The sequence below is a fragment of the Actinosynnema sp. NPDC053489 genome (assembly GCF_044544865.1).
In the GTDB taxonomy this organism is placed as follows: domain Bacteria; phylum Actinomycetota; class Actinomycetes; order Mycobacteriales; family Pseudonocardiaceae; genus Actinosynnema.
The window spans coordinates 215,146-235,661 of record NZ_JBITXT010000003.1; the positions used below are offsets into that span (position 1 = coordinate 215,146).

The 20,516-nt window shown below is 73.2% G+C and carries 23 protein-coding genes; 15 read left to right on the forward strand and 8 right to left on the reverse strand.

The genetic code is table 11. From position 1 onward, the window contains the following. Nucleotides 1–3 precede the first annotated feature (3 nt). Genes ACIGNX_RS07695 through ACIGNX_RS07715 form a run of 5 tightly spaced genes read left to right on the forward strand, consistent with a single transcriptional unit; the run spans nt 4 to nt 3,400 of the window. Nucleotides 4–468, forward strand: a complete 465-nt coding sequence (locus ACIGNX_RS07695; protein ID WP_396537443.1) for a hypothetical protein — start codon at nt 4–6, stop codon at nt 466–468. Next, nucleotides 452–886: a hypothetical protein gene (locus ACIGNX_RS07700; protein WP_396537445.1), complete on the forward strand. Its 435-nt coding sequence runs from the start codon at nt 452–454 to the stop codon at nt 884–886. The genes ACIGNX_RS07695 and ACIGNX_RS07700 overlap by 17 nt, the downstream gene beginning before the upstream one ends. Before the next feature lie 11 nt (nt 887–897). Then, on the forward strand, nt 898–2,187 hold the full coding sequence (gene hemL, locus ACIGNX_RS07705; protein WP_396537447.1) for a glutamate-1-semialdehyde 2,1-aminomutase: 1,290 nt from the start codon (nt 898–900) through the stop codon (nt 2,185–2,187). Next, the gene (locus tag ACIGNX_RS07710; protein ID WP_396537449.1) at nt 2,184–2,813 is read left to right on the forward strand and encodes a histidine phosphatase family protein; all 630 of its coding nucleotides are present in this window, start codon (nt 2,184–2,186) and stop codon (nt 2,811–2,813) included. The genes hemL and ACIGNX_RS07710 overlap by 4 nt, the downstream gene beginning before the upstream one ends. Then, the gene (locus ACIGNX_RS07715; protein WP_396537451.1) at nt 2,810–3,400 is read left to right on the forward strand and encodes a TlpA disulfide reductase family protein; all 591 of its coding nucleotides are present in this window, start codon (nt 2,810–2,812) and stop codon (nt 3,398–3,400) included. Before ACIGNX_RS07710 ends, ACIGNX_RS07715 begins: the two co-directional genes overlap by 4 nt. Before the next feature lie 60 nt (nt 3,401–3,460). Here the strand turns inward: ACIGNX_RS07715 and ACIGNX_RS07720 are convergent, their stop codons facing one another. Next, nucleotides 3,461–3,679 (reverse strand): hypothetical protein, encoded by a 219-nt coding sequence (locus ACIGNX_RS07720; protein ID WP_396537453.1) that lies wholly within the window; start codon nt 3,677–3,679, stop codon nt 3,461–3,463. 191 nt (nt 3,680–3,870) lie between these two features. Here ACIGNX_RS07720 and ACIGNX_RS07725 point away from each other — a divergent pair, with 191 nt between their 5' ends. The 4 genes from ACIGNX_RS07725 to ACIGNX_RS07740 all read left to right on the forward strand — a co-directional run bounded on the left by ACIGNX_RS07725 (nt 3,871) and on the right by ACIGNX_RS07740 (nt 8,837). Next, entirely contained in the window at nt 3,871–4,647 is a 777-nt protein-coding gene (locus ACIGNX_RS07725) for a cytochrome c biogenesis CcdA family protein (protein ID WP_396537455.1), read from the forward strand. Then, nucleotides 4,647–6,209: a cytochrome c biogenesis protein ResB gene (locus tag ACIGNX_RS07730; RefSeq protein ID WP_396537456.1), complete on the forward strand. Its 1,563-nt coding sequence runs from the start codon at nt 4,647–4,649 to the stop codon at nt 6,207–6,209. The genes ACIGNX_RS07725 and ACIGNX_RS07730 overlap by 1 nt, the downstream gene beginning before the upstream one ends. Beyond that, nucleotides 6,209–7,150, forward strand: coding sequence for a c-type cytochrome biogenesis protein CcsB (gene ccsB, locus ACIGNX_RS07735; RefSeq protein ID WP_396537458.1), 942 nt, complete (start codon nt 6,209–6,211; stop codon nt 7,148–7,150). Before ACIGNX_RS07730 ends, ccsB begins: the two co-directional genes overlap by 1 nt. 154 nt (nt 7,151–7,304) lie before the next feature. Next, on the forward strand, nt 7,305–8,837 hold the full coding sequence (locus ACIGNX_RS07740) for an AAA family ATPase (RefSeq protein ID WP_396537460.1): 1,533 nt from the start codon (nt 7,305–7,307) through the stop codon (nt 8,835–8,837). A 51-nt stretch (nt 8,838–8,888) separates the two neighbouring features. On the opposite strand, the gene ACIGNX_RS07745 is transcribed toward ACIGNX_RS07740, so the two are convergent. Together ACIGNX_RS07745 and ACIGNX_RS07750 are read right to left on the reverse strand one after the other, a co-directional pair. Continuing rightward, nucleotides 8,889–9,068, reverse strand: a complete 180-nt coding sequence (locus ACIGNX_RS07745; RefSeq protein WP_396537462.1) for a hypothetical protein — start codon at nt 9,066–9,068, stop codon at nt 8,889–8,891. Nucleotides 9,069–9,120: 52 nt separating this feature from the next. Beyond that, complete coding sequence (locus tag ACIGNX_RS07750) at nt 9,121–9,333, reverse strand: BldC family transcriptional regulator (RefSeq protein WP_033428769.1); 213 nt, start codon at nt 9,331–9,333, stop codon at nt 9,121–9,123. Nucleotides 9,334–9,508: 175 nt separating this feature from the next. Between ACIGNX_RS07750 and ACIGNX_RS07755 the strand changes: the two genes are divergently transcribed. Continuing rightward, nucleotides 9,509–9,976, forward strand: a complete 468-nt coding sequence (locus ACIGNX_RS07755) for an Lrp/AsnC family transcriptional regulator (RefSeq protein ID WP_396537465.1) — start codon at nt 9,509–9,511, stop codon at nt 9,974–9,976. A gap of 5 nt (nt 9,977–9,981) precedes the next feature. Next, complete coding sequence (locus tag ACIGNX_RS07760; RefSeq protein WP_396537467.1) at nt 9,982–10,245, forward strand: DUF4229 domain-containing protein; 264 nt, start codon at nt 9,982–9,984, stop codon at nt 10,243–10,245. Here the strand turns inward: ACIGNX_RS07760 and ACIGNX_RS07765 are convergent. After that, complete coding sequence (locus ACIGNX_RS07765; RefSeq protein WP_396537469.1) at nt 10,242–11,246, reverse strand: ADP-ribosylglycohydrolase family protein; 1,005 nt, start codon at nt 11,244–11,246, stop codon at nt 10,242–10,244. The genes ACIGNX_RS07760 and ACIGNX_RS07765 overlap by 4 nt on opposite strands. A gap of 23 nt (nt 11,247–11,269) precedes the next feature. Between ACIGNX_RS07765 and ACIGNX_RS07770 the strand changes: the two genes are divergently transcribed. Next, complete coding sequence (locus ACIGNX_RS07770; protein ID WP_396537471.1) at nt 11,270–12,364, forward strand: PLP-dependent cysteine synthase family protein; 1,095 nt, start codon at nt 11,270–11,272, stop codon at nt 12,362–12,364. Nucleotides 12,365–12,454: 90 nt separating this feature from the next. After that, nucleotides 12,455–12,853, forward strand: coding sequence for a hypothetical protein (locus tag ACIGNX_RS07775; protein ID WP_396537473.1), 399 nt, complete (start codon nt 12,455–12,457; stop codon nt 12,851–12,853). A gap of 144 nt (nt 12,854–12,997) precedes the next feature. Here the strand turns inward: ACIGNX_RS07775 and ACIGNX_RS07780 are convergent, their stop codons facing one another. The 4 genes from ACIGNX_RS07780 to ACIGNX_RS07795 form a co-directional block, all read right to left on the reverse strand. After that, nucleotides 12,998–13,870: a 1,4-dihydroxy-2-naphthoate polyprenyltransferase gene (locus ACIGNX_RS07780; protein WP_396537475.1), complete on the reverse strand. Its 873-nt coding sequence runs from the start codon at nt 13,868–13,870 to the stop codon at nt 12,998–13,000. A 54-nt stretch (nt 13,871–13,924) separates the two neighbouring features. Next, a complete protein-coding gene (locus ACIGNX_RS07785; RefSeq protein WP_396537477.1) occupies nt 13,925–15,121 on the reverse strand; it encodes a hypothetical protein in 1,197 nt (398 codons plus the stop codon). Nucleotides 15,122–15,250: 129 nt separating this feature from the next. Beyond that, nucleotides 15,251–16,315, reverse strand: coding sequence for an o-succinylbenzoate--CoA ligase (gene menE / locus ACIGNX_RS07790; protein WP_396537479.1), 1,065 nt, complete (start codon nt 16,313–16,315; stop codon nt 15,251–15,253). Continuing rightward, a complete protein-coding gene (locus ACIGNX_RS07795) occupies nt 16,315–17,226 on the reverse strand; it encodes a 1,4-dihydroxy-2-naphthoyl-CoA synthase (protein ID WP_396537481.1) in 912 nt (303 codons plus the stop codon). The genes menE and ACIGNX_RS07795 overlap by 1 nt, the downstream gene beginning before the upstream one ends. 84 nt (nt 17,227–17,310) lie before the next feature. Here ACIGNX_RS07795 and menD point away from each other — a divergent pair, with 84 nt between their 5' ends. Further along, on the forward strand, nt 17,311–18,933 hold the full coding sequence (gene menD, locus ACIGNX_RS07800) for a 2-succinyl-5-enolpyruvyl-6-hydroxy-3-cyclohexene-1-carboxylic-acid synthase (RefSeq protein WP_396537483.1): 1,623 nt from the start codon (nt 17,311–17,313) through the stop codon (nt 18,931–18,933). A 56-nt stretch (nt 18,934–18,989) separates the two neighbouring features. Continuing rightward, the gene (locus ACIGNX_RS07805) at nt 18,990–20,483 is read left to right on the forward strand and encodes a M1 family metallopeptidase (protein WP_396537485.1); all 1,494 of its coding nucleotides are present in this window, start codon (nt 18,990–18,992) and stop codon (nt 20,481–20,483) included. The last annotated feature ends 33 nt before the right edge of the window (nt 20,484–20,516 follow it).

The following is a 20,516-nucleotide window of genomic DNA, read 5'->3' on the forward strand; positions in this document are numbered from 1 at the left end:
GCCGTGGACCAGCCGACCCTCTACTCCGAACCCGGCGCGTCCTGGTGGCCGCTGCTGTGGGGCCCGGTGTTCGCCGCGCTCGGGTTCGCCGTCGAAGCGCTGACCGGCTCGGCCGCCCCGGCGCGGTGGCTGTTCGTCGCGCTGCTGCTCGTGCTGCCGACGGCGCTGTGGGTGCAGGCGCGCCGCCGCCTCCACGCCGTGCGCCTGACCCCCGTGGCCCTGCACCAGGGGCGGGAGGAGCTGCCGATCAGCGACGTCGAGTCGGTCGACGGCCTGGAGCCCCGCTCCGGCGCGAAGGTGCTCGGCGGTGGCTGGACCGCGCCCCGCGGCACGGAGCCGGTGCCGATCCGGCTCACCGACGGCACGGTCGTCACGGGGTGGGCCCGCGACGCGGAGGCGCTGCGCGCCGCCATGGGGGAGCTGCTGACCACCCGCGACGGAGGTGACCGCCGTGCCGACCCGCGATGACCCCGGCGCCGACCGGCCGGACAGCCACGGCACGGCCGGCGACCAGCGCGGACGTGAGAAGCTGGACGGCGTGACCGCGGCCACCGCCGAGACCGAGACCGTCCCCGAGCCCGAACCCCGCCCGGACGCGCCGGCGCTGCACCAGCCGAAACGCGCCTTCGTCGCGATCGGCGAGGTGGTGCTCATCGCGCTGCTCGTGCCGGCGGCCGTGTGGTGCTGGAACCGGGGTGTCGTGCACTACAGCTTCCCCGTGCCCGACCACGCCCCGCTCGAGTCGACCCGCTTCAAGGGCAACTGGATCGGCGCGTCGGTGGGCCTGGTCACCCTCGCGGGCGTGCTGCTGCTCGACGCGCTGCGGCAGACCGCGCTCGCCGTGCGCACCCGTGGTCGGGAGCAGGGCGGGGAACCGGACGTGTGAGACTGGGGGGCGTGACAGCGACGCGATCCCAGGCACTGTTCGAGCGCGCGGCGGAGGTGATCCCCGGTGGCGTGAACTCCCCGGTCAGGGCTTTCCACTCGGTCGGCGGCACGCCGAGGTTCATGGTGCGCGGCGAGGGGCCGCACCTGTGGGACGCCGACGGCAACCGGTACGTCGACCTGGTGGCGTCCTGGGGCCCGATGATCCTCGGGCACGCCCACCCGGACGTGGTGCGCGCGGTCCGCGACGCGGCCGTCCACGGCCTGTCGTTCGGCACGCCCACCGAGGGCGAGGTCGAGCTGGCCGAGGAGATCATCGACCGGGTCGCCCCGGTGCACCGGGTCCGCCTGGTCAACTCCGGCACCGAGGCCACCATGAGCGCGATCCGGCTGGCCCGCGGCTTCACCGGCCGGCGCAAGGTCGTCAAGTTCGCGGGCTGCTACCACGGCCACGTCGACGCGCTGCTCGCCCAGGCTGGCTCCGGCGTCGCCACGCTCGGCCTGCCCACCTCGCCCGGCGTCACGGGCGCCCAGGCCGCCGACACGCTGGTGCTGCCCTACAACGACGTCGAAGCCGTGCGCCGGGCGTTCGCCGAGAACCCCGACGAGATCGCCTGCGTGATCACCGAGGCGGCGGCGGGCAACATGGGCGCGGTCGCGCCGAAGCACAACGCCGAGCTGAAGCGGCTGTGCGAGGAGAACGGCGCGCTGCTGGTCATGGACGAGGTGATGACCGGCTTCCGCGTGTCCCGGGCCGGCTGGTACGGCCTGGAGAACGTCGAGGGCGACCTCTACACGTTCGGCAAGGTCATGTCCGGCGGGCTGCCCGCGGCGGCGTTCGGCGGCCGGGCGGACGTGATGTCGAAGCTCGCCCCGGCGGGCCCCGTCTACCAGGCGGGCACGCTGTCGGGGAACCCGGTCGCGGTGGCGGCGGGCCTGGCCACGCTGCGCGCGGCGACCGACGACGTCTACCGCACGCTGGACGCCAACGCCACGCGCCTGGGCGCGCTGTTCACCGCCGCGCTGACCGAGGCGGGCGTGGCGCACCGGGTGCAGTTCGCCGGCAACCTGGTCAGCGTGTTCTTCACCGACACCGAGGTCACCGACTACGCCGGCGCGCAGCGGGCCGAGACGTGGCGCTTCCCGCCGTTCTTCCACGCCCTGCTCGACCGGGGCGTGTACCCGCCGCCGAGCGCGTTCGAGGCGTGGTTCGTCAACGCCGCCATGACCGACGACGACTTCCAGGTCATCGCCGACGCGCTGCCGCACGCCGCGCGCGCCGCCGCGGGGGCGAGCCGGTGAGCCGCACCGTGGTCCACCTGCTCCGGCACGGCGAGGTGCACAACCCGACCGGCATCCTCTACGGCCGCCTGCCGGGCTTCAAGCTGTCCGAACGCGGCCAGCGGCAGGCCATCACCGTGGCCGAGCACCTGGCCGACCACGACATCGCGCACGTCGTGGCGTCGCCGCTGGACCGGGCGCAGCAGACGGCCGCCCCGATCGCCGACTCGCACCGGCTCGACCTGGCCACCGACGAGCGCCTGATCGAGGCGGACAACCGGTTCGAGGGCATGAAGGTGTCCGTCGGCGACGGCGCGCTGCGCTCGCCCAGGCACTGGCCGAAGCTCGTCAACCCGATCCGCCCGTCGTGGGGCGAGCCGTACCTGCAGATCGCGCACCGGATGCTCGGCGCGGTGCAGCGGGCCCGGTCCGTCGCCGAGGGCCACGAGGCCGTGTGCGTGTCCCACCAGCTCCCGATCTGGACGCTGCGGCGCTTCCTGGAGGGCAGGCGGATGTGGCACGACCCGCGCCGCCGCGAGTGCTCGCTGGCGTCGTTGACCAGCCTGGTGTTCGAGGGCGAGCAGCTCGTGCGGGTCGTCTACACCGAACCGGCCGGCGCGACCAACCCGAGGGTGACCGGGGCATGAGGCGGACGGGCGCGCGACGGGCGCTGGCCGGCCTCACCGCCGCCGTGCTGCTGCTCACCGGGTGCACCACCGGCGACGACGCCGTGGTGGCCGGCTCGGAGTTCCAGCTCGTCGCGCCCAACGGCGAGACGAGGCTGCGCTACGAGGCCGCCGACCGCAAGACCGTCACGGGGCTGACCGGGCCGAGCCTGATGGAGGACGGGAAGACGATCTCGCTGGACGACTTCGCGGGCAAGGTCGTCGTGGTCAACATCTGGGGCGCGTGGTGCCCGCCGTGCCGGACGGAGGCCCCCGAGCTGCAGAAGGTGCAGGACGAGACCGGGCCGCTGGGCGTGCAGGTGCTGGGCGTGGACGTCAAGGAGAACTCCACCGAGTCGCCGCGCGACTTCATCACCAACCGGAAGCTGACCTACCCGTCGATCTACGACGAGTCGGGTCGCGCGATGCTGGCGTTCCGCGGGCTGCCGCCCAACACGGTGCCGTCCACGTTCGTGCTCGACAAGCAGCACCGGGTGGCGGCGGCGTTCCTCGGCGCGGTGATCGCGTCCGACCTGGTGCCGCTGGTCAAGGAGCTGGCGGCGGAGTAGCGGCCGGCCCCGGGACCGCGGCGCGGACCGCGGCGACCACCGCGTCCCGGCCGACGGGGACTACTCGCGGCCGGGGTGCGCGGGATCGGGTTCCCGGCCGGCGCGGTGGTACCGGGCGCCCTCGAACGCGCCGACCACACCGCCGTCCGGGAAGAACACCCCGACCCGTTCGACGCCGGGTCGGTGGCCCCGCAGCGTCGCCGGGCAGGGGAGCGGCGACGACCGCGAGGACCACCGCCGGCGCGGGCGGGGCGAGCCGGTGAGCGTTCGTATAGTCACGCTATGGAGTTGGGCGCTAACCCACAAGGGTTGATCGTCGGGTTTGGACAGTCCCCGAACCGGGTAACAGGCAGCGTCAGGGCCCTCTCGACCACCGTTCGGCGAGCAGGAACAACCCGACACTGTGACGTGGGTCGCCCATAAGGGATGCCGGTGCACGGCGTCAAGTGGGTGATACCTACCCTGAACCCGTGAACCCGACCGATCTGGCCACCTCCGGCCCGATCCTGCTCGCGACCGGGGTGGCGGTGCTGGCCGGGGCGATCTCCTTCGCCTCGCCGTGCGTGGTGCCGCTGGTGCCCGGCTACCTCGCCTACCTCGCGGGCCTGGTGGGCGCGGAGGCGCCCGCGGTCGACGACGGCGAGGCGGTGAAGACCGGTCGCTGGCGGGTCGCCGGCGCGGCGCTGCTCTTCGTCCTCGGCTTCACGGTCGTGTTCGCCCTGACCTCGTTCGTGGTGCTCGGCCTGACCGACCTGTTCTGGTTCCGGGGCGACCTGCTCCAGCGCGTCGGCGGCGTCATCACGATCGCCATGGGCCTGGTGTTCATCGGGCTGGTCCCCGCCCTCCAGCGCGACGTGCGCGTGCACCGCACCCCGCGCGCCGGCCTGCTCGGCGCGCCCCTGCTCGGCGGGGTGTTCGCGCTGGGCTGGACCCCGTGCCTGGGCCCGACGCTGATGGGCGTGATGGCGCTGGCCCGCAGCACCGAGATCGGCTCGGTCACCGCCCGGGGCGCGGTCCTCGTCCTGGCCTACTGCCTCGGGCTCGGCCTGCCGTTCATCCTCATCGCGCTCGGCGCGCGCTGGGCGGTCCGGACGACCGGCTGGCTGCGCTCGCACGTCCGCCAGGTGCAGGTCTTCGGCGGCGTGCTGCTCATGGCCGTCGGCGTCGCCCTGGTCACCGGCCTGTGGGGCGAGTTCGTCGGCTGGCTGCGCGACGCCGTCGTCAACGACCTGAAACTGCCGTTGTAGTGCGCGCCGCCCTCGCCTTCCTGCGCAACACGTGGCGCGGCCTCACGGCCATGCGCACCGCGCTGACCCTGCTGTTCCTGCTGGCCCTCGGCGCGATGCCGGGCGCGCTGCTGCCCCAGCGCTCGCTGAACGCGGCGAAGGTCGACGAGTACATCGCCGACAACGGCTGGTGGGGCCGGTTCCTGGACCGGCTGCAGTTCTTCGACGTCTACGCCAGCGCCTGGTTCTCCGCGATCTACGTGCTGCTGTTCGTGTCCCTGGTGGGCTGCCTGCTCCCGCGCACCTGGGAGTACTTCAAGCAGATGCGCGCCAAGCCGGTGCTCACCCCGCGCAACCTGGCCCGGATGCCGCACCACGCGGCGAGCGAGACCACCGCGACCCCCGAGGCGGTGGTCGAGCGGGCGCGACAGCGGCTCAAGGGCTGGCGCGCGGTCACCCGGGACGAGCCGGGCGGCGCGCGCACGATCAGCGCCGAGCGCGGGTTCCTGCGCGAGACCGGCAACCTCGTCTTCCACTTCTCCCTGCTCGGCCTGCTGGTCGCCTTCGCCCTGGGCAAGATGTTCGGCTACGAGGGCCAGGTCATCGTGCAGGCCGACGGCGGCCAGTTCTGCAACTCCGGCGTCTACAACTACGACAGCTTCCGGCCCGGCCTGCGCGTCGACGGCACGGACCTCAGCCCGTTCTGCGTGCAGGTCGACGGCTTCGACGCCACCTACCTGCACAACGGCCAGGCCGAGAGCTTCGACGCGGCCATCCGGTACCAGTCCGGCGCGGACCTGGAGACCGGGTCCTGGCGGCCCTACCCGCTGCGGGTCAACAGCCCGCTGCGCACCGCAGGCGACCGCGTCTACCTCCTCGGCCACGGCTACACGCCGCTGTTCACCGTCACCTTCCCCAACGGCGAGACGCGCACCGGCGCGACCCAGTGGCGGCCGGTCAACCAGGTCACGCTGGCCTCCGAGGGCGCGACCAAGTTCGACCCGCCGAACGTGCCGGACGCCGAGCAGCGCCGCAAGGGCCAGCTCGCGATCACCGGCCTGCTCGCGCCCACCGCCGTCTTCCGGGGCGAGCTGCTCGACTCGGCGTTCCCCGCCGCGAACGACCCGGCCGTGGCGGTCGACGTCTACCGCGGCGACCTGGGCAACGACTCCGGCCGCGGCCAGTCCATCTTCTCCATCGACCAGAAGATGGTGCAGGACGGCAAGCTGCTCAAGGTCGCCCGGCAGAACCTGCGGCAGGGCGAGCGGCTGACCCTGGACGACGGCACCACCATCCGCTTCGACGGCGTCCGCGACTGGGTCTCGCTCCAGATCTCGCACGACCCCACGCAGGTGTGGGTGCTGGTGTTCTCGGTGCTGGTCATCCTGGGCCTGGGCGTCTCGCTGAGCATCAAGCGCCGCCGCGTGTGGGTGCGGGCGACGCCGGGGGACGACGGGCGTACGGTGGTCGAGGTCGGCGGCCTCGCCCGCACCGATCAGGCGGGGTACGGCGAGGAGTTCACGGCGCTGGCCCGTGACCTGCTCCCCTCCCGCGACCCGCTCGCAGAGAAGGAGGAGGTCTGATGCCGGTCAACACGGCCTTGGCGACCTACAGCGACTGGACCTACGGCGCGGCCGTGGCGGTCTACTTCCTCGCCGCCGTGCTGTACCTGTGCGAGGCCGCGTTCGCCCGGCCCGCGAAGGCGCGGGAACTGGCGGGCGCCGTCGCGGCCGGCGGCACCCGGGCCGACGGCACGTGGACGCCCGGCCGCGTCGACAAGCCCGAGCGCTCGCGCGCCGAGCGCCTCGGCCGCATGGGCGCCGCGCTCGCCGTCCTCGGCGTGCTGCTGCACGCCGCCTCCCTGGTGCTGCGCGGGTTGGCGACCGAGCGCGCGCCGTGGGGCAACATGTACGAGTACGGCTCGCTGCTCACGTTCGCCGCGGTCGTGACGTGGCTCGTGCTGTCGCGCGCGTTCGACGTGCGCAGGCTCGGCGGCTTCGTGCTCGTGCCGGTCGTCATCCTGATGTTCCTCGGCGGCACGGTCCTCTACGCCGACGCCGCGCCGGTGCAGCCCGCGCTGCAGTCGTACTGGCTCGTGGTGCACGTCTCGGTGATCTCGGTGTCCAGCGGCGTGCTGCTGGTGCCCGGCGTGGCCAGCGTGCTGTACCTGCTGAAGACCTCGGGTCGCGCGCGGTTCGCCAAGCTGCCCGACGCCGACCTGCTCGACCGGCTCGCCTACCGCAGCACGGTGTTCGCGTTCCCGCTGTTCACCGTCGGCATCATCTGCGGCGCGATCTGGGCCGAGGCCGCGTGGGGCCGGTTCTGGGGCTGGGACCCCAAGGAGACGGTGGCGTTCGTGTCGTGGGTCGTCTTCGCGGCCTACCTGCATGCGCGGGCGACGGCCGGGTGGCGCGGCAGGCCCGCCGCGTGGATCAACACGCTCGGCTTCGCGCTGACCGTGTTCAACCTGTTCTTCATCAACCTCGTCAAGAGCGGGTTGCACTCCTACGCCGGCGTCGGGTGATCGGCGCGGACCGGTGCCGCGCGGGCGCGCGGCCCGTTCCGGCACGGCCGGGTGAGCGCGCACCCAGTGTCGTGGAACCACTGATCGCCGACTACCGTCGGACGGGTGGGGTCGGGGAGGTCTCGATCCGCTTCGCTCAGGGAGGACCCCAGCGGTGACCGGTCGCTACGAGAATCCCGAGCCGTCGTGGCAGCAGCCGACCGGCGCGGACGGGCAGCACCCCAACCCGAACCAGTCGGGCGGCCACCAGGTCGAGCCGGGATCGGGAGCCCACTACGTCGAGCCGCAGACCGTGTACCTGGACCCGGCGGCGTCCGGTCCGGTGACGGGCCCGCCGTCGGGCGGGTTCCCGGCGCAGTCCGGGCCGTACCCGGTGCCGGGCCAGCAGTCGGGTCCGCACCCCGTGCCCGGTCAGTCGGGCGCGTACCAGGTCCCCGGTGGTCAGTCGGGCGCGTACCCGGTGCCGGGTGGTCAGTCCGGTGCCTACCAGGTGCCGGGTGGTCAGTCGGGTGCCTACCAGGTCTCGGGTGGTCAGTCGGGCGCGTATCAGGTGCCGGGCGGTCAGTCGGGCGCGTATCAGGTGCCGAGCGGTCAGTCGGGTCCGTACCAGGTCCCGGGCGGCCAGTCGGGCCCGTACCAGGTGCCGGGCGGCCAGTCCGGCCCGTACCCCGGCCCCGGCCAGTCGGGACCCCACCAGTACCAGGGCGGTTTCCCCAACAACTTCCCGCAGAGCATCCAGCCCCAGCCGGCGCAGCAGGCCCAGCGCGCCACCGCGGGCGACGTCACCTCGCAGCAGCTCATCAAGCGGGCCAAGCGCCCGCCGCAGTCGGGCTGGCGCAAGACCCTGCACACGGTCACCGGCGGCCTGGTCAACCTCGGCGAGAGCCCCGCGGACCTCCGCAGGCGCGAGCTGATCGCCCGCATCAACCAGCCGCTGCGCGGCTGCTACAAGATCGCGATGCTGAGCCTCAAGGGCGGCGTCGGCAAGACCACGACGACCACCACGCTCGGCTCGACGTTCTCCTCGCTGCGCGGCGACCGGGTCATCGCGGTGGACGCCAACCCCGACCGCGGCACGCTCGCGCTGAAGGTCCCGCGGGAGACCACGGCGACCGTCCGGCACCTGCTGCGGGACGCCTCCAAGATCACGCGGTACAGCGACGTGCGCGCGTACACCTCGCAGTCGCCCAGCCGGCTGGAGGTGCTCGCGTCCGAGCAGGACCCGGCGGTGTCGGAGGCGTTCAGCGACCAGGACTACCTGCGCACGGTCTCGCTGCTGGAGCTGTTCTACAACATCGTGCTGACCGACTGCGGCACCGGCCTGATGCACTCGGCCATGAAGGGCGTGCTCGACCAGGCGGACTCGCTGGTGCTCGTCTCGTCCGGCTCGGTGGACGGCGCGCAGACCTCGGCGGCGACGCTGGACTGGCTCGACGCCCACGGCTACCGCGACCTGGTGGCCAAGTCCGTCGCGGTGATCAACTCGGTGCGGCCGGGCTCGGGCAAGGTCGACCTGGACAAGCTGGCCGCGCACTTCGCCCAGCGCTGCCGCGCCGTCGTGCGCATCCCGTTCGACAGCCACCTGGAGGAGGGCGCGGAGATCGAGCTGGACAAGCTCGCCCCGGACACCCGCCTCGCACTGCTGGAGCTGGCCGCGACCGTGGCCGACGACTTCCCGAACAACTGACCCGGACCACCGGTCACGGCGAGGGGGCCTCCACCCGAGGTCCCCTCGTCGTCACTCGTCGTCGTCCGGCTTCTTCCGGCGCTGCTCGCCGAGCTTGCGCAGGAAGTCGGGGTCGTCGTCCGGCGCCACGAAACGACGACTGGGGGCGGTATCGACCCGGTCCGGTCCGAACGCACGCCACAGCAGCACGGCGATGGTGAGCGCACCGATCACCGCGAGCAGGTAGAGCATGGTCGCCACCTCCTTTGCCACGAGATTACCCGTGTCCCGGAGGTGCGCGTCATCAGTGCCGGACGGGCTCCGTGGCCTCCGTGGTCAGCTGGGAGAGCAGCTGCTGGACCTCGGACTCGCGGAACCGGCGGTGGCCGCCGGGCGTGCGGATCGAGCCGATGCGGCCCGCCGTGGCCCAACGGGTGACGGTCTTCGGGTCGACCCGGAACAGGTTCGCGACCTCGCCCGGTGTGAGCAGGCGCTCCCCCTGGTGTCCCTGCGTCATCACGGTCACGGCATCCTCCCCGCTGGCGAACAGACGTACCGGACGCATCGTGGCACCACACCCATCGGGTACTCGAACGCTTGGGTGATGGTAAAGAGGTAGTAAGGGACGAAGCGCGCGGTTCGGACATCCGTGAGGTTCGGCCGTCCGGGGCCGTGGGCCTACGCTGTGCCCGGTGGACGCTCTTGATCGCCAGATCATCGCCGCCCTGCGCGAGAACGGCCGGGCCACCTACGCCGACCTGGGTCGCAAGGTCGGCCTCTCCGCCTCCGCCGTGCACGAGCGGGTCGGCAAGCTCGAAGCCACGGGCGTGATCGTCGGCTACCACGCGGTCGTGGACCCGAGCGCCGTCGGCCTCGGCGTGACCGCGCTGGTCAGCATCCACCCCACCGACACCGCGGACGACGACGAGCTGGCCGTGGCGCTGGCCGGGCTGGTCGAGGTCGAGTCGTGCTACCGGGTGGCGGGCGACGAGTCGTTCATCGTGAAGGTGCGGGTCGCCACGGTGGACGACCTGGAGCGCTCGCTGGGCAGGCTGCGGCGCATCCAGGGCGTCGCGCGCACGCGCACCACGGTCGTGCTGTCCACCCGGTTCGAGGGCCGCCCGAACACCGCGGCGGCCGGCCCCGCCGACGACGCGTAACCTGGTTGACCGTGCACCTCGGTCGTGATGTGACGCTCTACATCGGCGCTCGCCTGGGCATGGTCGCCGCGGTCACCGCGCTGCTCGTGCTGCTGAACGTGCCGCTGCTGGTCGCCCTCGCCGTGGGCGTGGTGGTGGCGCTGCCGCTGTCGCTGTTCGTGTTCGGCGGGCTGCGCAAGCGGGTGGCGCAGGGCCTGGAGGAGAAGCAGGCCGCGCGCCGGGCCGAGCGCGAGAAGCTGCGCGCCCAGCTGCGCGGCGACGCCGCCTAGCGGCCCGGTCGGCGCGCGAAGACCGCCTCCGCGTCGTCGACCAGGCGATCGACCACGTCCCGCAGCTCCAACGACGCCAGCCAGTGCTCCGGGATCGCCCCGACCCCGTCCCGCGCGCCGAGCAGGTTCCCGCACAGCGCGCCGGTCGAGTCGCTGTCCCCGGAGTGGTTGACCGCGAGCAGCAGCCCGTCGGCCAGGTCGCGCGCGGCCAGCGCGGTCAGCACCGCGATCGCCAGCGCCTCCTCGCCGACCCAGCCGCCGCCCAGCGCCGTCTCGATCACCTCGGGCGTCGGCCGCACCCCGCCCGCGCCCAGCTCCACGGCGAGGTCGAGCAGGGCCACCTGCTCCTCGTGGCCCGCCCACCGGACCAGCTCGGCGCGGGCCACCTCGATCGCGGACCGCAGCGGCGCGCCCGCCAGCACCTGCTGCACCAGCACGGCCAGCACGCCCGCCGACAGGTAGCCGCTGGGGTGCCCGTGGGTCAGCGCCCCGGTCGCGACGGCCAGCTCGAACACCTCCCGCACGTCGTCGGACCACAACGCCACCGGGGCGGCCCGCATCACCGCGCCGCAGCCCTTGGAGTCGTTGATCGGGGAGTCGACGGTGCCGAGCACGCCCGAGCGCAGCGCGGTCAGGCACGTGGTGCCGGGCGCGCGCCGGTCGTGCAGCTCGGGCACGTCCAACAGCCACCCGTCGTGCCTGACCTCCGGACCGCCCTGCGTGCGCAGCCACCGCCCGTAGGCCACGCGCACCTCGTGCACCGGGTCGCTGCCGCGGCGGCGGGCCAGCAGCAGGCCCTCCAGCGTGAACAGGGTCATCTGGGTGTCGTCGGTGATCGCGCCGAGCCTGCCGTAGGCGGGCGCGTAGTCGGTCAGGCCCGAGGGCCCGAACCGGCCCCGGATGCGGTCGATCCGGTCGAACTCGATCGAACCGCCGAGCGCGTCGCCGACCGCGCCGGCCAGGAGGCAGCCGCGGGCGGAACCGGTCGGAAGTGAGTTCACGTCGCAGAAGTTATCGTGCCGCCGTGACCTCTTCGGTAGACCGTTGCAGCTCCCGGACCAGGGAGTGGGTGTGCGAGGCCGTCCGCATCATCGAGGCGGACGCCAACCGCAGCGCCGACACGCACCTGCTGCACTTCCCCCTCCCACCGGAGTGGGGCATCGACCTGTACCTCAAGGACGAGTCGACCCACCCCACCGGCTCGCTCAAGCACCGGCTCGCGCGCTCGCTGTTCCTGTACGCGATCTGCAACGGCTGGGTCGTCGGCGGCACGCCCGTGATCGAGGCGTCGTCCGGCTCGACGGCCGTCTCCGAGGCGTACTTCGCCCGGCTGCTCGGGCTGCCGTTCATCGCCGTGATGCCCCGGTCGACCAGCCGGGAGAAGGTCGCGCTGATCGAGCGGCAGGGCGGGCAGTGCCACTTCGTGGACGAGCCGGCCGCGATCTACGACGAGTCGCGGCGGCTCGCGGCCGAGCTGGACGGGCACTTCATGGACCAGTTCACCCACGCCGAGCGCGCGACCGACTGGCGCGGCAACAACAACATCGCCGAGTCGGTGTTCCAGCAGATGGCGCTGGAGTCCGCGCCGGAGCCGGAGTGGGTCGTGGTGGGCGCGGGCACGGGCGGCACGAGCGCCACCATCGGCCGCTACATCCACTACCGCAGGCTGCGCACCCGGCTGGCCGTGGTGGACCCCGAGCACTCGGTGTTCTTCGACGCCTGGCGCGAGCGGGACGGGTCGCTGACCGGGACGCGCGGCTCGCTCATCGAGGGCATCGGCAGGCCGCGGGTCGAGCCGTCGTTCATCGGCGACGTGATCGACCGGATGGTCAAGGTGCCGGACGCGGCGTCGATCGCGACGATCCGGCACGTCGAGGAGGTGCTCGGGCGGCGGGTCGGCGGGTCGACCGGCACGAACCTGTGGGGCGCGTTCCAGCTGATCGCGGAGATGCGGGCGTCGCGGCTGCGCGGCAGCGTCGTGACGCTGCTGTGCGACGGCGGCGAGCGGTACGCCAACACCTACTACGACGACGAGTGGGTGACCGGGCAGGGCTTGGACCTGGAGCCGCACCTGGCGACGCTGGCGAAGTTCCGCTCGACCGGCGTGTGGGGTCGGTGACCGGCTCCTCGCGGTTCGCCCCTCTTCGGTGGAACGGGTCGCGGGTCCGGTGCGTCCCAGCGTGGATCGGCGCGTGGGAAGGGGTGTGCGGTGACCGCGTGGCGGACGGCTGAGGTGCTCACGGCGGAGGACGTGCTGGCCAGGTCCGTCGCCGATGCCGACAAGGCGATGCGCGAGGCGGCGAAGCTGCGGTACCCGGCGCGGGAGCCGTCGGCCGACGACGTGCGGCGGGTGATGCGGTACGCCAAGTCGAACGAGGCGTCGCCGGAGCTGCGGGCGTTGCAGCGGCGGATCGCCGGGGGGTACCTGAGCTGGCGGCAGGTGCTGATGGGCGAGGCCGCCGACGACCGGGGCGTGAGGGCGGCGCTGGAGGCGGACCGGGAGGCGCTGGCGGCCCTGTGCCGGGGCGAGGAGCCCCGCGCGGAGCCACCGAAGCCGACGCCGCGCGACGAGGACGAACCGATCACCTTCACCGAAGACGCCTGGTGACCCGTGTGTCGAACGCCCAGGACCCGAGAGTCCTACGTTCAGGCCGCGAGAGTCCTACGTTCAGAGCGCGAGAGTCCTACGTTCGGGCCGTGAGAGTCCTACGTCCGGCAGTGGTGGGTTCGACGTTCGGGCGTGGGGTTCGGGTCAGGCGAGGACGAGGGCGAGGGGGGTGGTGATCCCCCAGACCAGCATGGCCAGGCCCGTGTCGCGCAGGACGGGGATCAGGTCGCGGCCCTTGCTGCCCCTCAGGACGCGGCGCGCGCCGAGGACGGCCAGGGGCAGGGCCAGGAACGCGAGCAGGGCCGGCGGGACGCGCAGGCCGATCGCGAGGGTGATCACGAACGGGATGGTCACCAGGGCCAGGTAGAGGCGGCGGGAGTCGCGGTCGCCCAGGGTGGAGGCCAGGGTCCGCTTGCCCGCCCGCAGGTCGGTGGGGATGTCGCGCAGGCTGTTCGCGATCATCACGCCCGTGGAGAACGCCCCCATGGCCACCGCGCCGCCGATGCCGATGCCCGTCACCTCACCCGTCAGCACGTAGAGCGTGCCCAGCACGGCGGCGGGGCCGAAGAACACGAAGACGGCCAGTTCGCCCAGGCCCGCGTAGCCGTACGGCTTGCGACCGCCGGTGTAGAACCACGCGGCGGCGATGCAGACCGCCCCGAACGCCACCATCCAGTACCGGCCCGACAGCACGACCAGCGCCAGGCCCGCCACCGCGGCCACGCCCAGCGCCGCGAACGCCGCCGCGCGCACCGCCTTCGGGTTCGCCGCACCCGAGCCGACCAGCCGGAACGGCCCCACGCGGTCGGCGTCGGTCCCCCGGATGCCGTCGGAGTAGTCGTTGGCGTAGTTCACGCCGACCTGCAACGCCACCGAGACCACGAGGGCCAGGGCCGCCCACAGCGCGGAGAAGCCGTCGATGTGGTGCGCGGCTCCCGCGCCGACCAGCACCGGCGCGATCGAGTTCGGCAGCGTGCGGGGGCGGGTCCCCGATACCCACTGGGCGACTGTGGCCATGCCGGACATCCTCCGACATGGTGAACGGGGACCCGCTCCCGGGTGGCAGCCCGATCAGCAGGCGGTCGCGCCCGAGACGCCCGACACGTAGGCCTTCGCGACGAACTTGCCCGACGCGATCCGGTACCAGATGCTCGACGTGCCCTGGGTGCCCGTCACCGACTGGCCGGTGACCTGGCACTCGACCCGCACCTGCGCGTAGTTGGCGGCCAGGCCGACCTGCGAGGCGGTCGAGGAGGCGGAGCTGCGCACGTTCAGCGGGTCGCTGGAGGTGCGGATGAAGCCGGCCGGGCCGGAGCCCGTCCACTGGTAGGTGACGGTGACCCACGAGTTGTCGGTCAGCTTGAGGCCGTCCCAGAACGTGCCGTCGGCCAGGTCGATGCCCGCGGGGTTGGCCACGGCACGGCCGAACTGGTCCTTGCCGCCGTTGTAGCCGTTCTCGTAGGCGGCCTGCGCCTCGGGCTTGCCCTGCGGCAGGTCCTTCCACATCTCCCGGGTCGACGACGGGTTCCAGTAGTCGTCCTTGGTGTTCCACGGGCCGACATCCCACACCGGGGCCCACTCGCAGCGGCCGTTGGACGCGCACACCCGCACGCTGTAGGTGCCGGTGCCCTTGTCGGACAGGCCGCGCCGCGACGGCAGGGCCACGAAGTGGTCCCGGCTGACGATCACGTGGCCGTTCGCGGTCGTGCCGCCGACCAGGCCCTCCCGGGTGGCGTAGACCCGGTAGGACAGGCCCGCGGCCTGCGCGACGACACCGGACGCGGTCGTCGTGGTGAACGCGCGCAGGTCGAGCCGGCTCACCTCGGGCGACGCCTTCTCGGCCGTCAGCGCGAGCCGCACCTGCACGGTCGTCACCGCGGTCGGCAGCACGGCGGGCGCGTCGGGCCGGGCCTCGACCCACTCGGTCCACTGCTCGTCGCCGACCGCGCCGCGCACGTCGACGGCGACCTCCGCGCCGGCGGGCACGCTGCTCCGCACGGTGGCGGCGACGGCGTTCACCGGCGCGTCGAGCCTGCGCGGTGCCAGCTGCAGGAAGCCGGTGCGCAGGGCCGCCCGCGCGCTGGCGGGCGTGGGCGCGGCGCGGTCGAGCCGCACCGCGCCGCCCTGGGTGGTCACGCCGTTGTCATCGGCGTCCACGGTGGACAGGTCGGCTCGCCACCCGACGTCGCCGGCGGCCGCGGCGGGGGCGGCCAGGCCGGCGGTCAGGACGGTGGCGACGGCGAGCGGTATCAGGTAGCGCCTGGTCATCGCAGCACTCCTCGTCCGGACGCGCGGTGCGGAGGTGACCGCAGGCAGGGTCGCGCGTCTCGGCGGTGCCGAGCCAATCGCCTGGTGTGGTTATCTGTCAACCAACAACATCGCTAACACGACAGAAACTCACCCAAACGAGCCAACGACCGCCTTCCGATCCACCTTGCCCGGTCCGCGCAGCGGCAGTTCCGTCACGAAAGCGACCCGCTTCGGCATGGCGAACCGCCCCACCGCCTCGCCGACCGCCGCGCACAACCGCTCCGCGTCGGGCGGGTCACCGGGATCTTCCGGCACCACGGCCGCCGCCACCACTTGACCCCACTCGGGGTCGGCCAGCCCCACGACGCACGCCTCCCGCACGCCCGGCTGGGCCGCCAGCACCCGCTCGACCCGGCTCGGCGCGATGTTCTCGCCACCGCTGATGATCACGTCGTCGGCCCGGCCGAGCACGTCCAGCGTGCCGTCGGGCCGGACGCGCCCGAGGTCGTCGGTGCGGAACCAGTCGCCGAACGGCTCGCCTCCCCGGTAGCCCAGCGCCAGCACCGGCCCGCCCAGCTCGATCCGCCCCCCGGTCAGCCGCACCCGCACGCCGTCGAGCGGCAGGCCGTCGTAGACGCAGCCACCGGACGTCTCGCTCATGCCGTAGGTGGTCACCACCCGCACCCCGAGGTCGCGCGAGCGCTCCAGCAGGGACGGCGGGGTGGCCGCACCACCGATCAGCACGCCGTCGAACTGCCGCACCGCCGCCAGCCCGGGGCCCTCGGTGGCCACCAGGCGGGCCAGCTGCGTGGGGACGAGCGCGGTGTAGTGCCGGCCCGGCGTGGCCAGCACGGGACGGGCCGCGACGGCGAAGTCGGCGGCCCGGAACCCCGGCGCGAGGTCCATCGCGCCCGGCCGCGTGCCCGCCACGACGGACCGCACCAGCACCTGGATGCCGGCGATGTGCGTGGTCGGCAGGGCGAGCAGCCACGTGCCGGGGCCGCCGAGGCGGTCGTGGGTCAGCTCGGCCGACGCGGTGAGCGCGTCCGCGCCGAGCAGCACCTCCTTCGGCTCGCCCGTGGAGCCCGACGTCGTGACCGCGAGCACGGCCCGGGTCTCCCAGCCCCGCAGGGGCGGCACGTCGCCGGACCCGGCCACCACCAACCCGCCCCGGCCGGCCAGGGCGTCGCGCAGCGCGTCGAAGGTGACCATCAGTAGTGGTAGGGGTAGTCGGACCAGTCCGGCGCGCGCTTCTCCAGGAAGGCGTCCCGGCCCTCCACCGCCTCGTCGGTCATGTACGCCAGCCGCGTGGTCTCGCCCGCGAAGAGCTGCTGGCCGACCAGGCCGTCGTCGATCAGGTTGAACGCGTACTTCAGCATCCGCTGGGCGGTCGGCGACTTGCCGTTGATCTCCCGGGCCCACTCCAGCGCCGTCGACTCCAGCTCGGCGTGCGGCACGACCGCGTTCACCGCGCCCATCCGGTGCATGTCCTCGGCGCTGTAGGCGCGGCCCAGGAAGAAGATCTCGCGGGCGAACTTCTGGCCGACCTGCCGGGCCAGGTACGCCGAGCCGTAGCCGCCGTCGAAGCTGCCGACGTCGGCGTCGGTCTGCTTGAACCGCGCGTGCTCGGCGCTGGCCAGCGTGAGGTCGCACACGACGTGCAGGCTGTGGCCGCCGCCCGCCGCCCAGCCCGGCACCACCGCGATGACGACCTTCGGCATGAACCGGATCAGGCGCTGGCACTCCAGGATGTGCAGCCGGCCCGCGCGCGCCGGGTCGATGGTCTCCGCCGTCTCACCCGACGCGTACTGGTAGCCGCTGCGGCCGCGGATGCGCTGGTCGCCGCCGGAGCAGAACGCCCAGCCGCCGTCGCGCGGCGACGGGCCGTTGCCGGTGAGCAGGACGCAGCCGACGTCCGAGCTCATCCGGGCGTGGTCCAGCGCCCGGTACAGCTCGTCCACGGTGTGCGGGCGGAACGCGTTGCGCACCTCGGGCCGGTGGAACGCGATGCGCACCGTGCCCTGGTCGACCGCGCGGTGGTAGGTGATGTCGGTGAAGTCGAACCCCTCGACCCGCTTCCAGCGGGTGGGGTCGAACAGCTCGGAAACGTCCTCGTCTGCCACGGCAGGGACAATAGGCCCGCGCACCGGCCCGGTCCGGCCCGGCGTCGGGAATCACCTGGTCGCGGCCTGAGCGACAATGGCGGGGTGAACCCGTCCACCGCGCAGGCCAGGGTGCTCGTCGACGAGCTGATCCGCAACGACGTCCGGCACGTCGTGCTCAGCCCGGGGTCGCGCAACGCCCCGCTGTCGTTCGCCCTGCACGAGGCCGCCGCGGCCGGACGCCTCACCCTGCACGTCCGCGTGGACGAGCGCTCGGCGGGCTTCCTGGCCCTCGGCCTGGCCCGGGGCGGCGGTGGGGTCACCGCCGTCACCTGCACGTCCGGCACGGCCGTGGCGAACCTGCACCCGGCCGTGCTGGAGGCCCGGCACGCGGGCGTCGGGCTCGTCGCGCTCACCGCCGACCGCCCGGTCGAGCTGTACCGCACGGGCGCCAGCCAGACCGTGGACCAGCAGCGGATCTTCGGCATCGACACCCTCCAGTTCCCCGTCGCCGAACGCCGTGCCGACCAGAACGGCCTGTGGCGCTCCCTGGTGTGCCGGGCCGTGGCCGCGGCCCGCGAGCAGGGCCCGGTGCACGTGAACGTCCCGTTCCGCGAGCCGCTCGTGCCCGATGCCGACGACGACTGGCCGGAGAGCCTGGAGGGCCGCCCGTTCGACGTGCCGTGGACGCGCGCGGCCCGCCGCACCACCACCTCGACGCACGTCGCCGACCACCTGGGCCCGCGCACGCTCGTGATCGTCGGCGACACCGACCGCGACGTGTCCGACCTGGCCGAACGCGCCGGGTGGCCGGTGATCGCCGAACCGACCGGGTACGGCCTGCGGCACGGCGCGCTGCTGCTCAACGCGGGCGGGCTGCCCGAGCACCTGGTGCCCCGGGCCGTGGTGGTGGTCGGCCGCGCCACGCTCTCGCGCGGGGTGCTGGGGCTCATCGCCCGGACCCCGGTGGTGCACGTGCTGTCCGACGAACCGGACTGGCCGGACCCGCGGTTCACCGCCACGCACGCGTCCACCGACCTGGTGCTCGGCGAGCACGACGTGGACGACGACTGGCTCACCGCCTGGCAGCACGCGGACAAGGCGGTCGCCGACGTGGTGGACGACCTGCTGGCCCGGCAGCCCTGGCCGACCGGCCTGCACGTGGCCCGCGACCTGGTGGCCGCGCTGCCGCCGGGCGCGAACCTGTTCCTGGGCTCGTCCAACCCGGTCCGCGACGTCGACCTGGTGGCCGCGCCGCGCCACGACGTCCGCACCTTCGCCAACCGGGGCGTGGCGGGCATCGACGGCAGCGTCTCCACCGCCGCGGGCATCGCGCTCACCCGGGGCCCGACCTACGCGCTGATCGGCGACCTGACGTTCCTGCACGACTCCAACGGCCTGCTGATCGGTCCGGGCGAGCCGCGGCCGGACCTGACCGTGGTCGTGCTGAACGACGACGGCGGCGGCATCTTCGCGCTGCTGGAGCAGGGCGCGAAGGAGCACGAGCGGACCTTCGAGCGCGTGTTCGGCACCCCGCACGGGGTCGACCTGGGCGCGCTGTGCGCCGCGCACCACGTGCCGCACACCGAGGTGAGGACCCCGGAGGAGTTCCGCCGGGCGCTGGGCAGGCCGAGCGGAATGCGGGTGGTGGAAATCCGGGCGGAACGCCACGAATTGCGCGACCTGCACGCCCGGATGAAGGCCGCCGTGTCAACCGCATTCCAATAGTCGAAATCCTACCGACGGGGGTACAGCCCACCCCGGGCCGCGACTAGCTTCGCCGCATGTCCCTGAGAGCGAAACTGACCCTCGGCACCGCCACCGCGGCGTCCCTGCTGCTCCTGGCCGGCACGGCGGCGGCGGCCCAGCCGGGAGCGCCGGGCATCGGCGACCCCTACTACCCGAATGCGGGCAACGGCGGGTACGACGTTTCCCACTACGACATCAGGCTCAACTACCAGCCGGCCACCGACACGCTTTCCGGCACCACGACGATCCTGGCCCGCACCACCCAGGATTTGAGCCGGTTCAACCTCGACTTCCTGCTGAAGGTCAGTTCGATCCGGGTCGACAACAAGGTCGCCGCGTTCTCGCAGAACGGCGGCGAGCTCGTGGTCGACCCGCGCGGCACGCTGCGCAAGGGCTCGCAGGTGACCGTCGTCGTCACCTACTCCGACGTGCCGTCGACCCACGCCGTGGACGGCTACACGTCGTGGAAGCGCACCCCGGACGGCGCGCTGGCGATCGACGAGCCCGACATCGCGCCGTGGTGGTTCCCGAGCAACAACCACCCGACCGACAAGGCGACGTTCGACGTGTCGGTGGCGGTGCCCAGCGGCACCGAGGTGATCTCCAACGGCACGTTCGGCGGCACGACCCAGCAGATCAACGGCTGGACCCGGTGGCGCTACCGCAGCCTGAGCCCGCAGGCGACGTACCTGGCGTTCATCGCGATCGGCCAGTTCGAGATCCGCCAGTCGACCGAGCCGAACGGCCGACCGGTGCTCAACGCCTACTCGGAGCGGCTCGGCGCGGACTACGGCGCGGCCGTGTCCAGCATCGAGCGCACGCCCGAGGTGGTGGAGTTCCTGGAGGAGAACTTCGGGCCGTACCCGTTCGAGGCGCAGGGCGGCGTGGTGGCGCCCGGCATCGGCTTCGCGCTGGAGAACCAGACCCGCTCCACCTACGACCCCGGCTTCTTCCGCCGCGGCTCGAACACCTACGTGGTGGCGCACGAGAACGCCCACCAGTGGTTCGGCGACTCCGTGTCGGTGCGGGGCTGGAAGGACATCTGGCTGAACGAGGGCTTCGCCAGCTACGCGGAGTGGCTGTGGTCGGAGCATGTCGGCGAGGGCACGGTCCAGGAGAACTCGGACTACGTCTACTCGCTCTACCCGGCCGACGACCCGTTCTGGCAGGTCCTGCCCGGTGACCCGGGCGTGGCCAACCAGTTCGACGGCGCCGTGTACGACCGGGGCGCGCTGACCCTGCAGGCGCTGCGGGCGGAGATCGGCGACGAGGCGTTCTTCCGGCTGCTGCGCGAGTGGCCCACCGCCAAGCGCTACGGCAACGCGACGACGGAGGAGTTCATCGCGTTCGCCGAGCGGGTCTCGGGCAAGCAGCTCGACGACCTGTTCCGGACGTGGCTGTTCACGCCGGCCAAGCCGGCCGCCGCGCCGGGTTCGGCCGGGTTCGCGGCGCGGTCCGCGGTGACCGAGCCGACGTCGTTCAAGAAGATCCGGGAGACCCACGAGCTGCTCGCGGCCCACGGGCACTGAGGTCACGGGCACTGACGCGACGGGCCGCTCCCG

Coding starts and splice junctions, on each gene's coding strand:
- menE (WP_396537479.1), bottom strand. CDS start 16,315: ATGGTCACCTTCGACGCGCTGCGCGACGCCCTGGCCGGCCGGGGCGGG.
- ACIGNX_RS07715 (WP_396537451.1), top strand. CDS start 2,810: ATGAGGCGGACGGGCGCGCGACGGGCGCTGGCCGGCCTCACCGCCGCC.
- ccsB (WP_396537458.1), top strand. CDS start 6,209: ATGCCGGTCAACACGGCCTTGGCGACCTACAGCGACTGGACCTACGGC.
- ACIGNX_RS07780 (WP_396537475.1), bottom strand. CDS start 13,870: ATGGCCACAGTCGCCCAGTGGGTATCGGGGACCCGCCCCCGCACGCTG.
- ACIGNX_RS07805 (WP_396537485.1), top strand. CDS start 18,990: ATGTCCCTGAGAGCGAAACTGACCCTCGGCACCGCCACCGCGGCGTCC.
- ACIGNX_RS07745 (WP_396537462.1), bottom strand. CDS start 9,068: ATGCTCTACCTGCTCGCGGTGATCGGTGCGCTCACCATCGCCGTGCTG.
- ACIGNX_RS07750 (WP_033428769.1), bottom strand. CDS start 9,333: ATGACGCAGGGACACCAGGGGGAGCGCCTGCTCACACCGGGCGAGGTC.
- ACIGNX_RS07785 (WP_396537477.1), bottom strand. CDS start 15,121: ATGACCAGGCGCTACCTGATACCGCTCGCCGTCGCCACCGTCCTGACC.